This window comes from Streptococcus parasanguinis, assembly GCF_000963275.1.
Lineage (GTDB): Bacteria > Bacillota > Bacilli > Lactobacillales > Streptococcaceae > Streptococcus > Streptococcus parasanguinis_B.
Genome location: NZ_JYOW01000001.1, coordinates 947,970 through 964,393, shown reverse-complemented (window position 1 = coordinate 964,393; position 16,424 = coordinate 947,970). Strand labels below are relative to the sequence as shown.

At 41.1% G+C, this 16,424-nt stretch carries 16 protein-coding genes; 14 read left to right on the top strand and 2 right to left on the bottom strand.

The features are described from left to right. Positions 1-95 precede the first annotated feature (95 nt). Positions 96-938: a DegV family protein gene (locus TZ97_RS04840; RefSeq protein WP_045759580.1), complete on the bottom strand. Its 843-nt coding sequence runs from the start codon at positions 936-938 to the stop codon at positions 96-98. 129 nt (positions 939-1,067) lie between these two features. Here TZ97_RS04840 and TZ97_RS04835 point away from each other — a divergent pair, with 129 nt between their 5' ends. The 6 genes from TZ97_RS04835 (at position 1,068) to TZ97_RS04810 (ending at position 6,761) form a co-directional block, all read left to right on the top strand. Continuing rightward, entirely contained in the window at positions 1,068-1,637 is a 570-nt protein-coding gene (locus TZ97_RS04835) for a TetR/AcrR family transcriptional regulator (RefSeq protein WP_045759579.1), read from the top strand. 193 nt (positions 1,638-1,830) lie between these two features. Then, complete coding sequence (locus TZ97_RS04830; RefSeq protein ID WP_045759578.1) at positions 1,831-3,198, top strand: hypothetical protein; 1,368 nt, start codon at positions 1,831-1,833, stop codon at positions 3,196-3,198. A 64-nt stretch (positions 3,199-3,262) separates the two neighbouring features. Then, a complete protein-coding gene (locus tag TZ97_RS04825) occupies positions 3,263-4,264 on the top strand; it encodes a hypothetical protein (protein WP_049506773.1) in 1,002 nt (333 codons plus the stop codon). A 222-nt stretch (positions 4,265-4,486) separates the two neighbouring features. Next, on the top strand, positions 4,487-5,179 hold the full coding sequence (locus TZ97_RS04820) for a DUF443 family protein (protein ID WP_031573544.1): 693 nt from the start codon (positions 4,487-4,489) through the stop codon (positions 5,177-5,179). Beyond that, positions 5,176-6,165 carry a hypothetical protein gene (locus tag TZ97_RS04815; protein WP_045759577.1) on the top strand — a complete coding sequence of 330 codons (990 nt, stop codon included), beginning with the start codon at positions 5,176-5,178 and terminating at the stop codon, positions 6,163-6,165. The genes TZ97_RS04820 and TZ97_RS04815 overlap by 4 nt, the downstream gene beginning before the upstream one ends. 26 nt (positions 6,166-6,191) lie before the next feature. After that, a complete protein-coding gene (locus TZ97_RS04810; RefSeq protein WP_045759576.1) occupies positions 6,192-6,761 on the top strand; it encodes an HD domain-containing protein in 570 nt (189 codons plus the stop codon). A 185-nt stretch (positions 6,762-6,946) separates the two neighbouring features. Here TZ97_RS04810 and TZ97_RS04805 read toward each other — a convergent pair whose 3' ends face one another. Further along, positions 6,947-7,825 (bottom strand): polysaccharide deacetylase family protein, encoded by an 879-nt coding sequence (locus TZ97_RS04805; RefSeq protein WP_045760191.1) that lies wholly within the window; start codon positions 7,823-7,825, stop codon positions 6,947-6,949. Between the two features lie 175 nt (positions 7,826-8,000). Between TZ97_RS04805 and TZ97_RS04800 the strand changes: the two genes are divergently transcribed. The 8 genes from TZ97_RS04800 (at position 8,001) to TZ97_RS04765 (ending at position 16,225) form a co-directional block, all read left to right on the top strand. Beyond that, on the top strand, positions 8,001-9,287 hold the full coding sequence (locus TZ97_RS04800) for a homoserine dehydrogenase (RefSeq protein WP_045759575.1): 1,287 nt from the start codon (positions 8,001-8,003) through the stop codon (positions 9,285-9,287). A 2-nt stretch (positions 9,288-9,289) separates the two neighbouring features. Further along, complete coding sequence (gene thrB / locus TZ97_RS04795; RefSeq protein ID WP_045759574.1) at positions 9,290-10,156, top strand: homoserine kinase; 867 nt, start codon at positions 9,290-9,292, stop codon at positions 10,154-10,156. Positions 10,157-10,239: 83 nt separating this feature from the next. Continuing rightward, a complete protein-coding gene (locus tag TZ97_RS04790; RefSeq protein ID WP_045759573.1) occupies positions 10,240-11,220 on the top strand; it encodes a hypothetical protein in 981 nt (326 codons plus the stop codon). Between the two features lie 118 nt (positions 11,221-11,338). Then, a complete protein-coding gene (murB, locus tag TZ97_RS04785; RefSeq protein WP_045759572.1) occupies positions 11,339-12,235 on the top strand; it encodes a UDP-N-acetylmuramate dehydrogenase in 897 nt (298 codons plus the stop codon). 208 nt (positions 12,236-12,443) lie between these two features. After that, positions 12,444-13,601 carry an ABC transporter ATP-binding protein gene (locus TZ97_RS04780; RefSeq protein ID WP_045759571.1) on the top strand — a complete coding sequence of 386 codons (1,158 nt, stop codon included), beginning with the start codon at positions 12,444-12,446 and terminating at the stop codon, positions 13,599-13,601. Continuing rightward, on the top strand, positions 13,582-14,388 hold the full coding sequence (locus TZ97_RS04775; RefSeq protein WP_045759570.1) for an ABC transporter permease: 807 nt from the start codon (positions 13,582-13,584) through the stop codon (positions 14,386-14,388). The genes TZ97_RS04780 and TZ97_RS04775 overlap by 20 nt, the downstream gene beginning before the upstream one ends. Further along, positions 14,385-15,158 (top strand): ABC transporter permease, encoded by a 774-nt coding sequence (locus TZ97_RS04770; RefSeq protein WP_003002847.1) that lies wholly within the window; start codon positions 14,385-14,387, stop codon positions 15,156-15,158. The genes TZ97_RS04775 and TZ97_RS04770 overlap by 4 nt, the downstream gene beginning before the upstream one ends. Continuing rightward, positions 15,155-16,225, top strand: coding sequence for an ABC transporter substrate-binding protein (locus TZ97_RS04765; RefSeq protein ID WP_045759569.1), 1,071 nt, complete (start codon positions 15,155-15,157; stop codon positions 16,223-16,225). Before TZ97_RS04770 ends, TZ97_RS04765 begins: the two co-directional genes overlap by 4 nt. The last annotated feature ends 199 nt before the right edge of the window (positions 16,226-16,424 follow it).

Genomic DNA, 16,424 nt, shown 5'->3' with positions numbered 1-16,424 from the left:
GCGTAGTAGAGCCCACTCAACCACTGCGTCTTGCTCGACAATTCAAAAACAATTGAGAGGCTAGGACTTTTGTCCTAGCCTCTTTTTAGTGGTGATTAAATTTCATAGCCCATGAGGAGGCCGCCTTCTTCGGCGTAGAAACTACAAAGTCCAGAAGTAGGAAGGACTTCAATCATTGCATGGGCAAATTTTTCTCGAATCAATGCAGAGAATTGCTCGATAAATTTTTCATTGTTGCGGTGGGCGATGGTGATATGACCGCCAGCATACCCCGCCTTGATCAGTTCATCAAAAGCCGCCTTGATCGCTTTCTTTTGGCCCCGTGCTTTTTGAAGCAACTCGAGGGTACCCGTCTTACTAGCTTCCCCGACCATACGGATATTGAGGAGTCCGACAACAGTCCCGATCAATTTGCTGAGACGCCCATTTTTGACTAGATTATCAACCTTGGCCAAAACAAAGAGCAACTTCGTCTTAGACTGGTAGGTCGTGATCACATCGACCACTTGATCAAAATCGAGACCTTCAGCGACCAACTGATTGAGCTTGCGAACGATTAGGTCCACCTCACCCCCAGCTGATAAGCTGTTAATGACGTGGATATTGGTATTTGGATACTCTTCCAGATAAATCTTCTTGGCAATCTCAGCACTATTGTAGCTACCTGAAAGGGTTCCAGTGATGGTCACAACGACAATATTATCTGCCCCTTCAAAAGACTTCATGTAGTCATCAGGACTCGGACAGGCAGACTTAGAAGCTGTCGTGGTCGCATACATCTTTTCCATCATCTGATCAATATTGAGTTGGGCATTATCTGTGTAGATAGTCTCTCCCACTTGGATGGTCAAGGGGACACTGACAAACTCCGTATCCGGTGCCAGATTGTCCAAAGAGCGGTAGTCACAGCCTGAATCCGCAATAATTTTCCATTTCATCAGTTCATACCTCATAATTGTATAAAAATGTACATTGACAAGTGGTTTGTCTTCTTTTACAATTATATCATGAAGTACAATGCTATCCAAGCAGATATCATCAGGTGAGACAGATAGAAAGTAAATGTTATGGCAGAAAGAAAAATATCCGAGAAATCCTTGGAAAATCTCAAACGATTTAACCAAGAAAATAATGCGATTACACGAGAATCCATCGAAATCTCTCTCCTGCAACTATTGGAGAAAAAAGATCTGAAAAAGATCACCATCTCTGAGCTGGTTCAGCGTGCTGGGGTCTCTCGCGCGGCCTTTTACCGCAATTATGGATCAAAAGAAGAGATTCTAGAGTCTATCTTTCAATCTAGTATCGCAAAGATTACCAAGTCTTTAGATGGCTACAACCTAAAGACAGACCTCTACCAAGTCTGGGTCTATCTTTTTAAGGAAGTTAAGAAAGAAGCCAAGATTATCAGTCTGGCCATTGATTACAATTTGGAACGGCTCTTGACCAAGGCAGTCTATGACTTTTTAGAAAAGCGAAATGGCAGCTCTTCGAATGGCGCTGGTAGCTACCTCAATTCTTTCTGGAGCTCAGCCATTGTCTCTGTCATCTCCAAGTGGATCAAGGATGGCATGAAGATCCCAGCTGAAAAAATCGCTACGTTAGGCCTCCCTCTCTTTCCACAAAAGAAGAAGTAAGAACCACCGAGAGGTGGTTTTTTCTTGCAACTATTTCCAACTAGTGAGGAAGTTGCCCCAGTCGCAAAATTTCGGTATCATGGTAGAAGTTAACTTTTAGAATTAAACCATTAAGTTGGGATTTTTAAGTGATTTTTTAAAAGACAGAGCAAACAAACGTCAATTCACAACAATCTAACAATTAAGGAGATTTATGGTTAAAGATTATAAAGAGCTAAGAAAACGCTACACTATTCCAGTGATAGCCCTATTGGTCATTCTAGCCTTACCATTTTTATATATCGTGCAAGTGACCCAAAGTAAAAGGATCGCGACTATTTGTTTTTTGATTTACTTACTGATTGAGCTGATTCTGGTTATCATTAAAGATACTCTTTTAATCAAAAAGTTGAATAGTCTTATCTATAAGGACATAAATCTTGACTTGATGGCAAGCTATATTCTGAACCAAAAAAGAAAGAGTATCAAAACTATTAAAGCGCGTGTACAGGTTGCCACTATTTTCTATTTCTATAGGATTGGTGACTTTGGATCCATTGAAGCAGTTGTAGACGAACTCAAAAAGAATCAAAAGTTTACAGATGCTGAACAAGTAAAATTAAACGAAATTCTATTGAATGCAAACTTATTTTCTAGACCAGATTTGAAGGAAGATGAGTTTGAGGAATTGCTCTCTGACTATTTAGCAGATGTTGAACCACTCAAGATGGCATACAGAGCTCGCTATGATATACTGGTCAAAAAAGAGCCCAATGATGCCGTTCTAAAGGAAGTGACAAACAACAAATTCTCACAATTGGAATCTATGTATCTGAAGGCAGTCAATGAGTCCCTCAAGGGGAATAGAAATAAGGCAATGGAGCTATTTCGTACCATTGCGAAAGAAGATGAGGGATTGTATCTGGTCCGAATGGCTCAGACCTATCTAGGTAGTGAAAACTCAGGAGAAAAGAGTGTTTCATTTGATGCAAGACAAGAAGAAGTCACCTTGAAACTATTGCGAATGAAGCTGATAGAAGTAAAACAAGCTAAATCTGGTAAATCCACAAAAGGGCTTGCTTTTTTCAAAGGCTGGAAATTCGCACTTCTTTTAATTCCGCCGTTTTTATTGTATGCGATGGTTTTAGTCGTAATAGCCGTCATCAAAAAAATAGGGTCATTCGTTCCCCCTAAGTATAGATTATGGCTGCTTTTACTAATTCCTGTAGCAATGATAATGGTCTATATCAAACAAGAACAAGAATTGAATGCTATTACAGATGGACGGTTTTATCTAGTGGTTAAGAATAAATCATCACATAAAGCTTCTCTAGATAAGTCGACTTGGGTAGAGTTTTCTGGGGATCATATTATTTTAAAAGAAGGAAATGTAACGTCTACTATTCTGTATAATAGTGAGGATCGAAGTTTTGAAAAAGAAGGAATAATTTATAGGTTTATTGATGACCATGGAGACTTATCAATCAGTGACATGGTTTCACACGAGTCCGTGTCATATGTCAGTCCAAAGAGTTCAATGTTTTCTGCATATGAAGAAGGTAGAGTCAGAGTGTATGATTGACTTGGCTCATCCATTTTTCAGAGTAGATGCATTTTTAGGTTGTTAGTAGAGGCAGAGGTGCAAAGTGAAGATCAGTAGAAAAACGTTCTTACGAAGTTTAGGATTAGTTATAATTGTCATTCTAGTTATATTTTTTGTTAAACATTCATTTTATAAAAATAAATTATTTCAATATAAGTATTGGATTGCTGATACAGAAATAACAGATTATGAATTTCTTGAAAATGGAGAAGCAATCAGTGTTTCATGGGCTGCGAAAAAGAAAGTAACAGATGAATTAAGAATTCTAGGAGATAAGGTTAAAACAGGCGGTCCGGGTTATGCTGTAGGACAAAAGTTTATTATTTCTCAAGGTGCGAAATTGAAATCCGAACCATCAAGAGATATAACGCATAATAACTTTCCTTATTTAAATCGAAATATACCTAAGGATGGTGAATATTGGCATATTAACGTTTATGATACCTCAAATTCCAAATTGAAAAAGAAAGAATTGGATGTGTTTAAAATAACTAGAGAATATAACAAAAATTATTTTCCAATGTTTATATCGAACTCTCAGAAAATAATCGTTGATGGAGAAAATGAATATATAACTTTAATAGTTGGTAAAATTGGAGATAAATCTTTTCAGGAACAAAAATTAATTAATTTGAAAACAGGTAAAATAGTAGATAATCTAAATAATATTAAAAACCAATCTCTAAGTGTTGGTATTGAATGGCTTGAATCTTTTTCTAAATTATTTAAAAGTAATGGGTTTGATTTTGAGGATAATAAATTCCATTTTTGGAATGTAGGAAATAACTGTCTCCTAGATACAAAGTATCCAAAAACAAGAAAGCTATTATTGAATAATATAGACAACAATTTTATCTATGTTCTCAATCCCAAAAATAGATTAGAAACCACTCTTAATGTTATTAAATTGGCATTTCCAGATGGCACAAATATATTTAAAGATATCACGATACCGGCAGAAAACTCTACAGATAACAAAGAACACCTTATTCAAAGTGAAGAAGAATTTTTACAGTATTATCAACCAAGGTTGGATAACGAATAATCGGACAAAAACGAGTATTACTAGAGCATATAAAAAGTATTCAAACTAGTTTTGATGATTTGAATGGTTATCTATCTTTAATAAGGAATGCAACAAATTAATGATTGTTGCAATAGTATTCCACTGGAATATGCATATCGTAAAGAATACATTGAATTTGATAGACTGGAAGCAGTGGATGTGGATAAATCTATTTACAAAGAAAATTAGAAGGAACTATGCATGCTAAAAAAAGCAAAAATAGAACAATTATCAAAAATTAATCTTCGTTACCGGATCTTACAAATGGATGGTGAGTCTTATTTAGTCGATGCCGATCGTCCGTTTCTCATAAGCTATTTCTTTCCATGGATTTTAAGCTTCATCCCTCATCTAGCCTATCCTTTAACTAAGGAAGAAGTACAGAATCTAGCTCCCTCGGATCTTTCTAAAGTTCTCAATAAAAAGGATACTCGGAAGAAAGGTTTTGCTTCAGCTTTCGGTATGGGTACAACTGCCGTGCTGTTATCGAAGGCCTTTCCTGTTGAAAAATATCTTTATTTTACTTCACATGTGCTAAATTTTGGAATGTTGGCTCTAGTTTTTAGCCTTGTAATAGGAATTCGGATATGGACAAGCATTCGGAAACCAATGCCCAACATTGTAAATAGCAACCACCCTATAAAGGTATACCTCGTCACAAATGATAGAAAGCATCGATTATTATCAATGATGGCTCCAACTATTTTTGCTGGATTGGTTGTATTTTCATCTTGTGCAATATTTAGTAATATTGCTCCAAATTTTATCCTTCATGTAGCTTTATTGATATTTTTATCGCTCTTCATGTTTTTTGGTAATATACTATTTTTTTCACCAGTGGTGGATTACAAAGTGAAAATAAAACCTTCAAGAAAGGATCTGTTTAAATCGTGAAAATTACAAAGAAAAAAGTCATATATTCTTTGCTGGTTCTCCTCACATCTATTGGAGTCATCTGGTTTTCTTATCATACATATGAGAAGCAGTATTATCGTCAATTTAGTCAATATAGTGGAAAAGCAAAAATTGATGACTATGAGATGATTGCAGATGGTGCAGGTGTCATCGCTCACTGGAAATCAGTAACGCCTGAGGAAGATCAAAAGAAGAAGGAGTATGGAGGTTCTTTAAATCTCAGACGCATTCAGGTTGGAGCCCACCATATTTTGCGTTCCAATATAAAATTGAAAGACAGTCCCTATTATTACGAGGAGCATCCATCAAAAGATGAATATTGGACACTGAGCCTTTATAAGATCGAAGGAAAGAAACTAAAAGAAGAGCAAGAAATTGATCTATATAAAATTGTAGAGGATTTTGATTCCAATTATATTCCAACAGAATTAGGGGCTATATATAGTTCGAACGGAAGAGAACTAGCTGCGCTACAGATCCGAAGTCTAAAGGATCCTACCATTCGGAAGATGATGTTTCTAGATTTGGAAACTCATAAACTGGAACAAAATGATCGTTTAACAGAACAGGTATATGGAAAGAAACCTATAGTTCAGTTATACGTCGCTTTAGATAAAGATCAGGGTAGTTTGGAATACTTACCTCTAGATGATGGTAGTTTTTCTATTGATCCGAAGGAGCTTTCAAAAACGCAATTCAAAAAATTTTCAAAAGCATATCAATTGCTTGAACAGAAGGATACCAAAGTGATGGTTTTAAATCCTAAGAACAGCGCCGATCAATATTCAAGAAGTATTTCTGTATTTGAACTCTTTATGAAGAAGGGTATGAATCTTTACCATGACGTCACCATTCCAGCTGAGCTATCAAGAGATGGGCAGACCCATACTACGCAGACAAAAGAAGAATTTGATAACTATTACGATCTAGAAAAGGCTCATAAGGTGTATAATGAGATTGATTGAAGTAAGAAAGACAAAGGACAAGAACGATGATCGAAGAACGAATCCAAGCTGCTAAGCAGTATGTTAAAACCTTATTTGCTGATCGAGCGGATGGCCATGATGTGGAGCATACTCTCCGCGTCTTTAGCAATGCTATGAGAATCGCACAAGCAGAAGGTCCATGTGATCTGGAGATAGTGGGCTTGTCAGCTCTTCTTCACGATGCTGATGATGATAAATTGTTTCATACAGAGAATAATGCGAATGCTCGCATGTTTCTAGAAGAGATCGGTATTCCTCAAGACCAAATCGACCAGATTTGTCGAGTTATCAATGCTGTTTCTTTCAGCAAAAATCGTGGGAAACATCCAGAAACCTTAGAAGGCAAGGTTGTCCAGGATGCAGATCGCCTGGATGCGATAGGAGCTGTAGGAATTGCGCGAACTTTTTCCTATGGTGGCCACAAAGGGAGGTCCCTCACTGATACCGTCCAATATTTCCATGACAAGTTGCTTCTCTTAAAAGATGAAATGAACACGGAGACTGCCAAACAAATGGCAGAAAATCGCCATCAGTTTTTAATCACCTTTCTAAAAGAACTAGAGAAGGAACTCTAACAAAAGAGGCTGGGACAAAAGTCCTAGCCTCTCAATTATTTTTGGATTGTCGAGCAAAACGCAGTGGTTGAGTGGGCTCTACTACACTGATTTCATCAGCTTTTACAGCCCTACTCAACTGTGCGGAAGTGGGACGACGAAATCGAATTCTAACGAATTACCGATTTCTGTCCCACTCTCTTTCTTTATTCTTGGATCATGGCTAGGAGGTCCTCTCCTGTAGTGGTTGGAAGGATCCGAACTCGTTTGAGGGAATAGAGGCCATCAGCGGAGCTGGCGAGTCCATTTTTAGTGGTGAGGCCTAGTTTGTAGTCGGCTTTCTTGGCCTGGTCGATTGTGACCTGGCTGTAGCGACCGGATGGGTAGACGATAACGCTAGTATTTTGATCCAGCACCTTATCTAGCAGGCGTTTAGAAGCAACCAGCTCATTCTTTTGGGTCTCAAGACTGGAATTGGCTAGGTCTGGATGATTGACCGTATGGCTTTCAAAGGTCAAGCCAGCTTTTTTCATCTCTTTGATTTGGTCAAAGGTCAGGACATTTTCTTTTTCCTTTTGGGTAAAGTCCGTGATGATATTGTTAGTGGCGGTCATCTTGTATTTCTTAAGAAGCGGATAGACGATAGTATAGAAATCCTCTACGCCATCATCAAAGGTCAGCCAGACAAATTTCTTTCCTTTTGGTACTTCGTTCTTGACGAGGATGCGATAGGCTTCCTCAGGTGTCAGGGTGTAGTAACCCGCATTTTTCAGGGCCTTTAGTTGGCTTTCAAAGGTTTCTGGATCGACAATCAGATTGGCATTGGCAGCTTCAGACTCGGCCATATTGTGCACGGAGTGGTACATGAGGATGGGCAGTTTGACCGGTTTTTTCACTCGGGTCCACTCGATAGAGGAACTGTGTTCATCTAGCGAGCGCGTCATGGCAGTGCCGCTGGTATTTCCATCACTCGGCTGAGTGATCCGCTTGATTAGAAGAAAGCTACAAATAAAGATACAGACCAAGAGGAGTGCATTGATTCCAAGTAGGACTTTGATTTTTTTAGGTACTCTTCGTTTACTCATAGTGTCACCGTTTTCATTATTTTCTTTATTGTACCACAAATTCTATGTTCTTTTCCAGAACTTGCTACAGGCAGATCCTGTCATGAAAATTCAGAATTTTTAAGGCAATTGGCTGTCAAATGCTCAAGTTTTTGTTATAATGGAGCTACTATAGAAAATTCAAGGAGTCAATAGGATGTCTGTTAAGATTGCCTTACTAGGATTTGGTACTGTTGCAAGTGGCGTACCATTTTTATTAAAAGAAAACCATGAAAAAATCACCCAGGCAGCTCAAGATGAAATCGAGATCGCCAAGGTCTTGGTTCGAGATGATGCGGAAAAGGAAAAATTACAAGCTGCTGGTCATGACTACAACTTTGTGACCAATGTCGATGAGATCATTGAAGATAAGGACATTGCCATCATTGTGGAATTGATGGGTCGTATTGAGCCAGCTAAGACCTTTATCACCCGTGCGCTGGAAGCAGGCAAGCACGTGGTTTCTGCTAACAAAGACCTTCTTGCCGTTCATGGAAGCGAGTTGCTAGAGATTGCTCAAAAACACCAAGTGGCCTTTTATTATGAAGCTGCCGTAGCTGGTGGGATCCCAATCCTTCGGACCTTGGTGAATTCCCTTGCTTCCGACAAGGTGACCAAAGTGCTCGGTGTGGTCAATGGAACCTCTAACTTCATGATGACCAAAATGGTCGAAGAAGGCTGGACTTATGAGGATGCTCTAGCAGAAGCGCAACGCCTTGGCTACGCTGAAAGTGATCCAACCAACGACGTTGAAGGAATTGATGCTGCTTACAAGATGGTGATCTTAAGCCAGTTTGCTTTTGGAATGAATATCCAATTTGACCAAGTAGGTCACAAAGGAATCAGCCAAATCACTCCTCAAGATGTCTCAGTTGCTCAAAGCCTTGGCTATGTCATCAAGCTTGTCGGCTCTATCGTTGAAACAGAGTCAGGGATCGCAGCAGAAGTGACACCAACCTTCCTTCCAAAACAGCATCCACTCGCAGGGGTGAACGACGTTATGAATGCGGTCTATGTGGAATCCATCGGTATTGGTGAGTCTATGTACTACGGCCCAGGTGCTGGTCAAAAACCAACTGCGACAAGTGTCGTAGCCGACCTCGTTCGCATTGTCCGTAGACTAAAAGAAGGAACGATTGGTAAAGCCTTCAATGAATACAGCCGCCCTCTTCAATTGGCTAAACCAGAAGATGTGAAGAACAATTATTACTTCTCAATCAAGGCACCAGATGCGACTGGTCAAATCTTGCGTCTTGCGGAGATCTTTAATGCAGAAGGAGCTTCCTTCAAGCAAATCCTCCAAGAAGACTCAGATGGTCAATTTGCAAGTGTCGTCATCATTACCCACCAAGTCAACCAAACACAATTCAAGAACTTGGTTGAAAAATTGGATTCAGAGGCGAATTTCGAACTCTTGAATACCTTTAAAGTCTTGGGAGAATAAGCATGAAAATTATTGTTCCAGCAACCAGTGCCAATGTAGGGCCAGGATTTTATTCTGTTGGGATTGCCGTGACTCGCTATTTGACCATTGAAGTCCTTGAACCAGCAGATGCTTGGTTCATTGAGCATGATCTTGGAGCAGGGATTCCGACAGATGAGAAAAACCTCTTGCTCTCAACAGCCCTTTCTATCTCAACCGATATGCAGCCCCATCGGATCAAGATGGCCAGTCAAGTGCCCTTGGCGCGTGGTCTTGGATCTTCTAGCTCGGTCATTGTCGCAGGGATTGAATTGGCCAACCAATTAGCCAAGCTCCAGCTATCAGACGCTGAGAAATTACGCATCGCGACCGAGATCGAAGGTCATCCGGATAATGTAGCTCCGGCTATCTTTGGGAATATGGTCATTGCGAGCTACATCGGTGAAGATGTCCAATATGTCACGGCTGACTTCCCAAGCTGTGACCTTGTGGCCTTTGTACCGAGCTACCAATTGAAGACCAGTGATAGTCGGAATGTCCTACCGAAAGAATGGTCTTATAAGGAAGCTGTCGCAGCTAGTAGCGTTGCCAATGTTGCCATCGCAGCTCTCCTCAAGGGAGATTTGCTGACGGCTGGTCGCTCCATCGAGTCAGATCATTTCCACGAACGCTACCGTCAATCTCTTGTCAAAGAGTTCCCTCAGGTCAAAGAAGTAGCACATGCTCATGGGGCCTACGCTACCTATCTGTCAGGAGCAGGCCCAACAATCATGAACCTCTTAGCGCCAGAGCATACAGCAGCCTTTGTCGCAGCTCTTGAAAAACTCGGACTAGAAGGTCAGATTTTCCAACTTAAAATCGACACATTTGGCGTTCGTGTTGAGAAATAAACCTCAATGTAACACAAATGAAAGAAGGATGTATACGAATGTATATGTCCTTTTTGCTTCTTCTATGGTAGAATGGGAATTGTATGGGGAAAAGCTCAAGCTTTCCCGAAAATCTAGGGGGAAACATGAAACCAGAATATTTATATAGTATTGCTACCGATCTTGGTCTGCAATTTGATGGCGAAGCTCGTGTGATGTACGGGGAGCGTGAAGGCTTCTTGTTAGTCATTGAAGGCGCTCAAACCAAGAATGTATTTACCATTTCACTCAGTGTGAAACAAGGTTCCGAAGGAGACTTGATCGAAGAAAGTGAAATTCTTTGGAATGAATTGAAAGAACAATCAAAAGCCATTAATGCCATCTCTTCTGATGGTTACTTGACCTCGATCGTAGTCAAAGGTGGAATGACCAAAGGGAAGGCTGTCGAAACCTTATGGACAGCTATCCAAGATATTGTTGATTTCTTGCTCAACCACCAATTTGTGCAAGTGAATGCGGAAACTGGTGAGGAAGGGCCAATCGGTCTGTATCAAATTGGAGATGCGATCTTTTTAATCGACGATGAAACCTTTAGAGCCTACCAAGCCGAAGTGCAAGATACAGTTGAGGCTTATGAAGCGCGGGAAGAAAACTTCCTTTTAGGGATTGTAGGGGCTGTGATCGGTGTAATCATCGGTGGAGCAGTTGCCCTCTTGGTAGCGCGTCTTGGCTATGTATCTGTTTTAGCAGGGGCTGCCCTCGGTTATTGTACTATCAAAGGTTATGAGATTCTTGGTAAGAAATTGACTAAAAAAGGTGTGGTAGTTTCAGCTATTTTGATGGTCTTGACCGTCTTTTTGGTCAACCAATTAGATTATACTTTGGCGCTTATGAGTGAACTGGATTTGCCATTTGATATGTCCTGGACGCTTCTCAATGAAGCGACATTTTCAGGGGACGTCCCAGATAAATTTTACTTGAATCTAGGCTTGCTAGCTGTCTTTACTCTTGGTGGTGCTTGGATTTCGGTCAAATCAGCTCTGGATGGACAAAAGAATCGTGCTATCGCACGTAAAATTGCATAATAAATGGTAAAAGGAAGGCCTGAATATTATAGGTCTTCTTTTGTTTTTTAGGGTCGAAAAATAGTCAAAAATTTGGTATAATAGTTTGTATTTTTATAGAGAGAGAACAGACAGAAAGATGAATGAAAAAATGAATCAAATTCTTGAAGGGATTGATATCCGTTTTCAAGAACCATTAAAACATTATACCTATACAAAGGTCGGTGGGAATGCTGAATTTTTAGCCTTCCCTCGCAACCAATACGAATTAAAACGCATCGTCCAATTTGCCAACCAAGAGCAAATTCCATGGATGGTCCTGGGCAATGCGTCCAATATCATTGTCCGCGATGGGGGCATTCCGGGATTTGTCATTATGTTTGATCGCTTGCGAGATATCAGTGTGGATGGTTATGTGATCGAAGCAGAGGCAGGAGCTAAACTCATCGACACCACCCATGTGGCCTTGCACCATAGTTTGAAAGGCTTCGAGTTTGCTAGTGGCATTCCAGGCAGTGTCGGTGGGGCTGTCTTTATGAATGCGGGAGCCTATGGGGGAGAAATCGCTCATGTCCTAGTATCCTGTAAGGTCTTGACCAAAGACGGGGAGATCGAAACTCTGTCAGCGAGTGAACTAGCTTTCGGTTACCGTCATTCTAAGATTCAAGAGACAGGTGCTGTCGTCATCTCTGCCAAATTTGCTTTGTCACCAGGCAATCACGAGCAAATCAAACAGGAGATGGATCGGTTGACCCATCTTCGTCAGTTGAAACAACCCCTTGAATACCCTTCTTGTGGATCTGTCTTTAAGCGTCCTGTCGGTCATTTTGCAGGTCAATTGATCAGCGAAGCAGGTCTGAAAGGCTATCGAATTGGTGGTGTGGAAGTTTCTGAAAAGCATGCTGGCTTTATGGTCAATGTCGACAATGGAACAGCTAAGGACTACGAAGACCTGATCGCCCATGTTATTGAGGCAGTAGAAGCTCACTCAGGCGTCCGTTTAGAACCAGAAGTTCGTATTATCGGTCAAGCCTAAGAACGTTAGTATTGAAGAACAATTGATAGTGTAAACATCGATAGCATCAGTCGGAAAGGGGGTGAGTGCCTATCGATACCGTAAATAGGTGGGGCAGTCTAATAAGTCCCCGAGAGGTATTGGTGGTCTGACAGGTCTTCCTGTCAGCCGCTGCGTTTTCGTTTGAAAAGCAGTTTGGTAATCGTAGTAAAGAAGGAATTTATGTGAATTGAAAAAACCAATTATTGAGTTTAAAAATGTAACAAAGGTCTTTGAAGATAGCGGAACCGTTGTCCTAAAGGATATCAATTTTGAATTGGAAGAAGGGAAGTTCTATACCCTGCTCGGTGCATCTGGATCAGGAAAATCAACTATCCTTAATATTATTGCTGGTCTTTTGGATGCTAGCTCTGGAGATGTCTACCTTGATGGGGAACGGATCAATGATGTCCCTACCAACAAGCGGGATGTCCACACCGTCTTTCAGTCCTATGCCCTGTTTCCGCATATGACGGTCTTTGAAAATGTGGCTTTCCCCCTTCGTTTGAAAAAGCTGGACAAGGCTGAGATTGAACGCCGTGTTTCAGAAGTCTTGAAAATGGTCCAGTTAGCAGGATTTGAAAAACGTTCAATCCAAAAATTATCGGGTGGTCAACGTCAGCGGGTAGCTATTGCACGGGCTATTATCAATGAACCACGAGTGGTCCTTTTAGATGAGCCTTTGTCTGCACTTGACTTGAAACTTCGGACAGACATGCAGTATGAGTTGCGGGAATTGCAACAACGTTTGGGGATTACCTTTGTCTTTGTTACCCATGATCAAGAAGAAGCCCTTGCCATGAGTGACTGGATCTTTGTCATGAATGAAGGAGAGATCGTCCAATCTGGTACTCCCGTGGATATCTATGATGAACCGATCAACCACTTTGTAGCGACTTTTATTGGTGAATCTAACATTTTAGATGGTCGCATGATAGAGGACTACTTGGTTGAGTTCAATGGCAAACGCTTTGAAGCCGTCGATGGGGGAATGCGTCCAAACGAACCAGTTGAAGTCGTCATTCGTCCTGAAGACTTGCAAATCACCCTTCCTGAAGAAGGCAAGCTCCAAGTAAAGGTGGACACCCAGCTCTTCCGTGGTGTGCATTACGAGATCATCGCCTATGATGATTTGGGAAATGAGTGGATGATTCACTCCACTCGTAAGGCCATCGTGGGAGAAGTCATCGGGCTAGACTTTGAACCAGAAGATATCCACGTTATGCGTCTCAATGAAACCGAAGAAGAATTCGATGCGCGGATCGAAGAGTACGTTGAAGTAGAAGAGCAAGAAGCTGGTTTGATTAATGCCATTGAGGAGGAAAGAGATGAAGAAAACAACCTCTAATCTATTTATCCTCCCCTATTTCTTGTGGATTTTTCTCTTTGTCTTGGCTCCTGTAGTCATGATCATCTTTCAATCGTTTTTTAACGTTGAAGGGCAGTTTTCACTTGAAAACTACAATGAGTTCTTCACTTCGCAAAATCTGACCTATTTAAAGATGAGCTTTAATTCGGTCCTTTATGCCGGAATCGTCACCCTGGTGACGCTCTTGATCTCCTACCCGACTGCTTACTTTTTGACGCTGCTCAAACACCGGCAGTTGTGGTTAATGTTGATCGTCTTGCCAACCTGGGTCAATCTCTTGCTCAAGGCCTATGCCTTTATCGGAATCTTTGGGCAAAACGGCTCCATCAATAGCTTTTTAAGCTTTCTCGGAGTCGCTCCCCAGCAGATCCTCTTTACCGATTTCTCCTTTATCTTTGTAGCTAGCTACATCGAGTTGCCTTTTATGATTTTGCCGATCTTTAATGTCTTAGATGACTTAGATCCAAATTTGATCAATGCCAGCTATGATTTGGGAGCCAATCGTTGGGATACCTTCCGTCATGTGGTCTTCCCCTTGTCCATGAATGGAGTCCGCTCAGGTGTACAATCTGTCTTTATTCCTAGTCTGAGTCTCTTCATGTTGACACGGATGATCGGTGGAAACCGGGTCATTACTTTGGGGACTGCGATTGAACAGCACTTCCTAACAACACAAAACTGGGGAATGGGTTCTACCATCGGAGTTGTTCTGATCCTTGCCATGCTCTTTACCATGTGGGCAACTAGAGAAAGGAGAGAACGATGAAAAAAGTATCTCATTTCTATCTAGGCTTCGTCTTTCTGATCCTCTATCTTCCCATCTTCTATTTGATCTTTTATGCCTTCAATAAAGGGGGAGATATGAATGCCTTCACAGGCTTCACACTTGAGCATTTCAATGAATTGTTCGCAGATAGTCGCCTGATGCTGATCTTATCAGAGACTTTTCTGTTGGCCTTCTTGTCAGCCTTGATTGCGACGGTGATCGGAACCTTTGGAGCCATTTATATCTACCAATCGAAGAAGAAGTTAGAAGGTCCTTTGCTTTCCATCAACAACATTCTCATGGTAGCGCCAGACGTTATGATCGGGGCCAGCTTCTTGATTCTCTTTACGACGGTGAAGTACCAGCTAGGTTTCCTATCTGTTCTGGCTAGCCACGTGGCCTTCTCGATTCCCATTGTGGTCTTGATGGTCTTGCCACGACTCAAGGAAATGAACCGGGATATGGTCAATGCTGCCTATGACCTGGGAGCTACTCAAGTGCAAATGCTCAAAGAGATCATGTTGCCGTATCTGACACCAGCCATTATCGCCGGTTACTTTATGGCCTTTACCTATTCTCTTGATGACTTTGCCGTGACCTTCTTTGTAACCGGAAATGGCTTTACAACCTTGTCTGTAGAGATCTACTCACGTGCGCGTCAAGGAATTTCCCTCAGTATCAATGCCTTGTCCGCCCTTGTCTTTCTCTTTAGTGTGCTTTTGGTCATCGGTTATTACTTTATTACCCGTGAAAAGGAGGAAGCAGCATGAAAAAACTTTATTCATTCCTAACTGGGATTGTCCTTGTCATTCTGGTCCTCTGGGGAATTAGCCACCAGATCGAAGCCAGCATGAATACCAAGAATAGTGACAAGCTGGTCATCTACAACTGGGGAGATTATATCGATCCGGAATTGCTCAAGGAATTTACAAAAGAGACAGGGATTCAGGTGCAATATGATACCTTTGATTCCAACGAGGCCATGTACACTAAGATCAAGCAAGGTGGAACCACTTACGATATTGCGATTCCTAGTGAATACATGATTGCTAAGATGATGGATGAACATCTGGTTGAAAAGTTGGACCAATCCAAGATCAAAGGGATGGAAAATATTGATCCAAAACTCTTGAACCAATCGTTTGATCCGGGTAACCAATATTCAGTACCTTATTTCTGGGGGACCTTGGGGATCGTCTACAATACCAAGATGGTCAAAAATGCTCCGGAACATTGGTCAGATCTCTGGCGTGAAGAGTACAGAAATGACATCATGATGTACGATGGTGCGCGTGAGGTCATGGGAATTGGTCTCAATACCTTGGGCTATAGCCTCAATGAAAAGGATCCAAAGAAATTGCAAGAGGCAGTAGATAAACTCTACACCTTGACACCAAACATCAAAGCTTTGGTGGCCGATGAGATGAAAGGCTATATGATCCAAAACAATGCGGCTATTGGGGTTACTTTCTCAGGAGAGGCTAGCCAAATGCTCGAAGCCAATAAGGATCTTCGCTATGTCGTTCCAACTGAAGCCAGCAACCTTTGGTTTGATAACATTGTCATTCCAAAAACCGTGAAAAATAAAGAAGCAGCATATGCCTTTATTAACTTCATGCTTCGTCCTAAAAATGCTTTAAAAAATGCTCTTTATGTCGGCTACTCAACGCCAAATAAAAAAGCCAAAGCCATGTTGCCAAAAGAAATCCAAGATGACCAATCCTTCTATCCAAGCGATGAAACACTGGACCATTTGGAAGTCTATCAACAATTAGGCAAGAAATTGCTTGGAGTCTATAACGATCTTTACCTTCAGGTCAAGATGTATCGGAAATAACACAAAAGGAACCTTCGGGTTCCTTTTTGATTGAAGATAAACTTCTCTTAGAAACTTTCCTTAGGTGAGTACGGACGTTAGGTGAAATTATCCAGTGGATGATTTCAGCAATCCAGGAAGTTCCATGACTTAGTTTTGAACCTAAGGTTTCAAAACTACCGAGTGCTAGAAACCATAGTGTTTCTAGCACTTTTCTCAC

What these genes read in the sequence shown, in the direction of transcription:
- TZ97_RS04775 (WP_045759570.1), top strand. Translation starts at nt 13,582, where the DNA reads ATGAAGAAAACAACCTCTAATCTATTTATCCTCCCCTATTTCTTGTGG.
- TZ97_RS04805 (WP_045760191.1), bottom strand. Translation starts at nt 7,825, where the DNA reads ATGAGTAAACGAAGAGTACCTAAAAAAATCAAAGTCCTACTTGGAATC.
- TZ97_RS04770 (WP_003002847.1), top strand. Translation starts at nt 14,385, where the DNA reads ATGAAAAAAGTATCTCATTTCTATCTAGGCTTCGTCTTTCTGATCCTC.
- TZ97_RS04810 (WP_045759576.1), top strand. Translation starts at nt 6,192, where the DNA reads ATGATCGAAGAACGAATCCAAGCTGCTAAGCAGTATGTTAAAACCTTA.
- TZ97_RS04790 (WP_045759573.1), top strand. Translation starts at nt 10,240, where the DNA reads ATGGGGAAAAGCTCAAGCTTTCCCGAAAATCTAGGGGGAAACATGAAA.
- TZ97_RS04800 (WP_045759575.1), top strand. Translation starts at nt 8,001, where the DNA reads ATGTCTGTTAAGATTGCCTTACTAGGATTTGGTACTGTTGCAAGTGGC.
- TZ97_RS04840 (WP_045759580.1), bottom strand. Translation starts at nt 938, where the DNA reads ATGAAATGGAAAATTATTGCGGATTCAGGCTGTGACTACCGCTCTTTG.
- TZ97_RS04835 (WP_045759579.1), top strand. Translation starts at nt 1,068, where the DNA reads ATGGCAGAAAGAAAAATATCCGAGAAATCCTTGGAAAATCTCAAACGA.
- TZ97_RS04765 (WP_045759569.1), top strand. Translation starts at nt 15,155, where the DNA reads ATGAAAAAACTTTATTCATTCCTAACTGGGATTGTCCTTGTCATTCTG.
- thrB (WP_045759574.1), top strand. Translation starts at nt 9,290, where the DNA reads ATGAAAATTATTGTTCCAGCAACCAGTGCCAATGTAGGGCCAGGATTT.
- TZ97_RS04830 (WP_045759578.1), top strand. Translation starts at nt 1,831, where the DNA reads ATGGTTAAAGATTATAAAGAGCTAAGAAAACGCTACACTATTCCAGTG.
- murB (WP_045759572.1), top strand. Translation starts at nt 11,339, where the DNA reads ATGAATGAAAAAATGAATCAAATTCTTGAAGGGATTGATATCCGTTTT.
- TZ97_RS04820 (WP_031573544.1), top strand. Translation starts at nt 4,487, where the DNA reads ATGCTAAAAAAAGCAAAAATAGAACAATTATCAAAAATTAATCTTCGT.